At 69.7% G+C, this 4176-nt stretch carries 4 protein-coding genes; 2 read left to right on the top strand and 2 right to left on the bottom strand.

Annotated elements, in window-relative coordinates; genetic code table 11:
- Positions 1 to 139 precede the first annotated feature (139 nt).
- Positions 140 to 724 (bottom strand): biotin transporter BioY, encoded by a 585-nt coding sequence (locus tag ABZ070_RS35635; RefSeq protein WP_356640156.1) that lies wholly within the window; start codon positions 722 to 724, stop codon positions 140 to 142.
- 276 nt (positions 725 to 1000) lie between these two features.
- Between ABZ070_RS35635 and ABZ070_RS35630 the strand changes: the two genes are divergently transcribed.
- Both ABZ070_RS35630 and ABZ070_RS35625 read left to right on the top strand, forming a co-directional pair.
- Positions 1001 to 2386, top strand: coding sequence for an amino acid permease (locus ABZ070_RS35630; RefSeq protein ID WP_356640154.1), 1386 nt, complete (start codon positions 1001 to 1003; stop codon positions 2384 to 2386).
- A 136-nt stretch (positions 2387 to 2522) separates the two neighbouring features.
- On the top strand, positions 2523 to 3947 hold the full coding sequence (locus ABZ070_RS35625; protein WP_356640158.1) for an amino acid permease: 1425 nt from the start codon (positions 2523 to 2525) through the stop codon (positions 3945 to 3947).
- On the opposite strand, the gene ABZ070_RS35620 is transcribed toward ABZ070_RS35625, so the two are convergent.
- The coding region (locus tag ABZ070_RS35620; protein ID WP_356640152.1) for a histidine phosphatase family protein at positions 3931 to 4176 on the bottom strand (246 nt) is incomplete at its 5' end. The two genes, ABZ070_RS35625 and ABZ070_RS35620, sit on opposite strands and share 17 nt — an antisense overlap.

The following is a 4176-nucleotide window of genomic DNA, read 5'->3' as shown; positions in this document are numbered from 1 at the left end:
CGGAATGGGGTTGCGCGGCGCCGCCCTGACGCAGGGCCAGAACGACAAAAAAAAGATCATCCGGCCGGCCTGTCTCAGGTCACTGCACGACCCGGCGAGCCTCTTCTGCGGATGAGGGTTGAGGGACAAAACCCCGGTGTCAGCCGCGGCGGCCGATGAGCTTCCACGCGGTGGGCACCGCGCCCATCGCCAGGGCGGCCTTCAGCGCGTCACCAATGAGGAACGGGACCAGGCCGGCGGCGACCGCCTCCCCCAGGGACATACCGGTGGCGAGGGCCAGGTACGGCACACCCACCGCGTAGATGATCGCGGAGCCCGCGGCCATCGCACCCGCCATGCGCAGCACGGAGCGGTCGGCGCCGCGGCGGGCGAGGGCGCCCACGACGGTGGCGGCGAGCAGCATGCCGAGGATGTAGCCGAAGGACGGCATCGCGTAGCCGGAGGTCGCCTGGGCGAACCACGGCACGCCCGCCATGCCGGCGACGGCGTACAGGGCGAGGGACAGGAAGCCGCGGCGGGCGCCGAGGGCCGTGCCGACGAGCAGGGCGGCGAAGGTCTGGCCCGAGACCGGGACCGGGGAGCCGGGGACCGGGACGGCGATCTGGGCCGCGATGCCGGTGAGGGCGGCGCCGCCGACGACGAGGGTGATGTCCCGGACCCGGGATGCGGGCAGCAGGTCGGCGAGGACCGCTCCGGTTCGAACGGGGGCGGCAGCAGTGCTCATCAGGACTCCGCAAAAAGGTGAGGGCAGTTCGGAACAGGCTGACCGTAGCCCACGGAGAATCGCTCGATCACCAGCAGCCGCCCACAAAGCGGCCGTTGACGGCTTGGTGGGGTTCACACAAAGAGCATGGATCATGCCGATGCCGACGTGACACTCGTCACTGAGGTCCGGGGCTCGAGGACCGTTTTGCGTCGGCGGGCCTTGCTCGGAGAGACTGTAGAGACCCAATAACTCGCCCCATGACTCGTACAGAGTGAGCCGAGAGTTCTCCAGCACATGCGCGACGCACCGCCCCCGCCCCTGGCCGCAGAGGCCGAACCCCTGAGCCACGGGCTCAAGCAGCGCCACCTGACCATGCTGGGCCTCGGCGGGGTGATCGGTGCCGGTCTGTTCGTGGGGTCGGGCGCGGGCATCTCCGTCGCCGGTCCCGGCATCGTGCTGTCGTATCTGATCTCGGGCACCATCGCGATGCTGGTGATGCGGATGCTCGGCGAGATGTCGTCGGCGATGCCCGCGTCAGGTTCCTTCTCGGTGCACGCGGAGCGGGCGCTGGGCCGCTGGGCCGGCTTCAGCGTCGGCTGGCTCTACTGGTTCCTGCTGGTGGTCGTGCTCGCCGTGGAGGCCACGGGGGCCGCGGGCATCGCGCACGGCTGGGTGCCTGCCGTCCCCCAGTGGGGCTGGGTGCTGGTCTTCATGGTGGTCTTCACCGTCGCCAACCTCGCGGCCGTGAAGAACTTCGGCGAGTTCGAGTTCTGGTTCGCCGCCCTCAAGGTCGGCGCGATCGTCCTCTTCCTGGCGCTGGGAACGCTCGCGATCTTCGGGCTGCTCCCCGACACGGAACCGGTCGGTCTGACCCATCTCACGGGCGACGGCGGCTTCCTGCCGAACGGCTGGTCCGGGGTGATCTCCGGTGTGCTCGTCGTCGTCTTCGCCTTCGGAGGCCTCGAGGTCGTCACGATCGCCGCCGCGGAGACCAAGGACCCCGCTCACGCGGTGGGGCGCGCCGTACGCAGCGCCGTGGTCCGCATCCTCTTCTTCTATGTGGGCTCGATGCTGGTCATCGTGACCGTGCTGCCGTGGACCGCGCAGAAGGCGGGCCTGAGCCCGTATGTCGCGGTGCTGGACTCGATCGGCGTGCCGAGCGCCGGCCGGATCATGGAGATCGTGATCTTCGTGGCGCTGCTGTCCGCGCTCAACGCCAATCTGTACGGCTCCTCGCGGATGGTGTTCTCCCTCGCGGAGCGCGGTGAGGCGCCGAAGGGTCTGCTGAAGGTCACCGCCGGCGGCGTGCCGCGCCGGGCGGTGCTGGCCTCTGTCGCGTTCGGCTTCGTCTCCGTGCTGCTCAATCTGCGGTGGCCTGATTCCGTCTTCCTCTACATGCTCAACTCGGTGGGCGCGGTACTGCTGTTCGTGTGGGCCTTCATCGCCGTGGCCCAACTGCGGCTGCGCCGACGCCTCGAGAGCCAGGCCCCGGAGCTGCTGACCTTGCGGATGTGGGCGTTCCCGTGGCTCACCTGGGCGGCTCTGGCGGCGATGGCGGCCGTGCTGGTGCTGATGCTGACGGACGAACAGGCCCGGCCGCAGGTGCTGTGGTCGGGTGGCGCGACCGGCCTCGTCCTCCTGGTTTCGGCCGCGCGGGAGATGCGTGCACGGCGCCGCTGACTTGTGGCCTTTTTGTGTGCGGTTGTTGACCTTCCGTGAACATCGTGACCGTATAGCGGACATCTGTTCCCTGTAACCGGTGCACGTGACCAGACTGGTCCGCTCCCCCGTCTCGGCTCATGAACAGGGCATGCCCATGTCTCGGACCACCGCGCCAGCGCCCGTCGACCAGCAGGCCGACGCCACGCTCACGCACGGGCTCAAACAACGCCATCTGTCGATGATCGCCCTCGGAGGTGTCATCGGCGCCGGGCTCTTCGTCGGTTCCGGCGCGGGCATCGCCGCGGCCGGCCCCTCGATCGTCGTCGCCTACGCCATCTCCGGTCTGCTCGTCATGCTGGTGATGCGCATGCTCGGCGAGATGTCGGCGGCGAACCCGGCTTCCGGCTCCTTCTCCGTGCACGCGGAGAGGGCCATCGGCCCGTGGGCGGGCTTCACGGCCGGCTGGGCGTTCTGGTTCCTGCTCTGCGTGGCGGTCGGCCTCGAGGGCATCGGCGCCGCCAAGATCATGACGGGCTGGCTGCCGGGGACACCGGAATGGGCCTGGGTCGCGCTGTTCATGCTGGTCTTCTGCGGAACGAACCTGGCCGCCGTGAAGAACTTCGGCGAGTTCGAGTTCTGGTTCGCCGCCCTCAAGGTCGGCGCGATCGTGGTCTTCCTGGGCATCGGCGTGCTCGCCATCGTGGGCGTGCTGCCGGGCACGGACGCCCCCGGGACCGCCAACCTCACGGGCGACGGCGGTTTCATGCCGAACGGCACGGAGGGACTGGTCGTCGGACTGCTCGCCTCCGTCTTCGCCTACGGCGGTCTGGAGACGGTCACCATCGCCGCCGCCGAGTCCGAGCACCCGGTGCAGGGCGTCGCCAAGGCGGTGCGCACCGCGATGTGGCGTATCGCGGTCTTCTACATCGGCTCGATGGCGGTCATCGTGACGCTGGTGCCGTGGAACGACCCGGACGTCGCCAACCCGGACAAGGGCCCGTACGTCACCACGCTCAACCACCTCGACATCCCCGGCGCGGCCACGGTGCTCCAGGTCGTCGTCTTCGTCGCCCTGCTCTCCGCGATGAACGCGAACATCTACGGCGCGTCCCGCATGGCCTGCTCGCTGGTGGCCCGCAGGCAGGGCCCGAAGGCGCTCGGACGGATCTTCGGCGGCGTGCCGCGCATCGCCGTACTGTCCTCCTCCGTCTTCGGCTTCCTGTGCGTGCTGCTCAGCTACTGGCGGCCGAACGACATCTTCCAGTGGCTGCTCAACACGATCGGCGCGATCATCCTGGTCGTCTGGATCTTCATCGCCGTCTCCCAGCTGCTGCTGCGCCGCCGCACCGAGCGCGAGGCGCCCGAGAAGCTGGTCGTGAAGATGTGGCTGTACCCCGGTCTGACCTGGGTGGCGCTGCTGGGCATGGCCGCGGTGTTCGTCCTGATGGCGCGTGAGCCGGGCACCCGGGTCCAGCTGGTGTGGACCGGCGGTCTGACCCTGCTGCTGGCCGTTGCCGGCTTCGTGCTCCAGAAGGTGCGCGAGTCCCGGGCCGCGGCCGAGGTCAGCACGGCAGATTGAGTCCGAGCAGCGCGGCCGGCCCACCGTCGCCGGCCAGCCGGATCTCGGTGACCGCGGCGTTGCGCAGCTGCGGGAAGACCCTGCGGTAGTCGCGGAGCGGGATGCCCAGCAGCTCGCAGAGCACCAGCCGCAGCAGGGTGTTGTGGGCGACGACCAGCACCCGCTCCCCCTCGTGCGCGCCGGCGACACGGCGCAGTGCATCGGACCCCCGGGCCGCAGCGGCCCGGGG

The sequence above is a fragment of the Streptomyces sp. NPDC006283 genome (genome assembly GCF_040613325.1).
In the GTDB taxonomy this organism is placed as follows: domain Bacteria; phylum Actinomycetota; class Actinomycetes; order Streptomycetales; family Streptomycetaceae; genus Streptomyces.
Note: the sequence above shows the minus strand (reverse complement) of the source record. Positions and strands in the feature narration are given on the sequence as shown.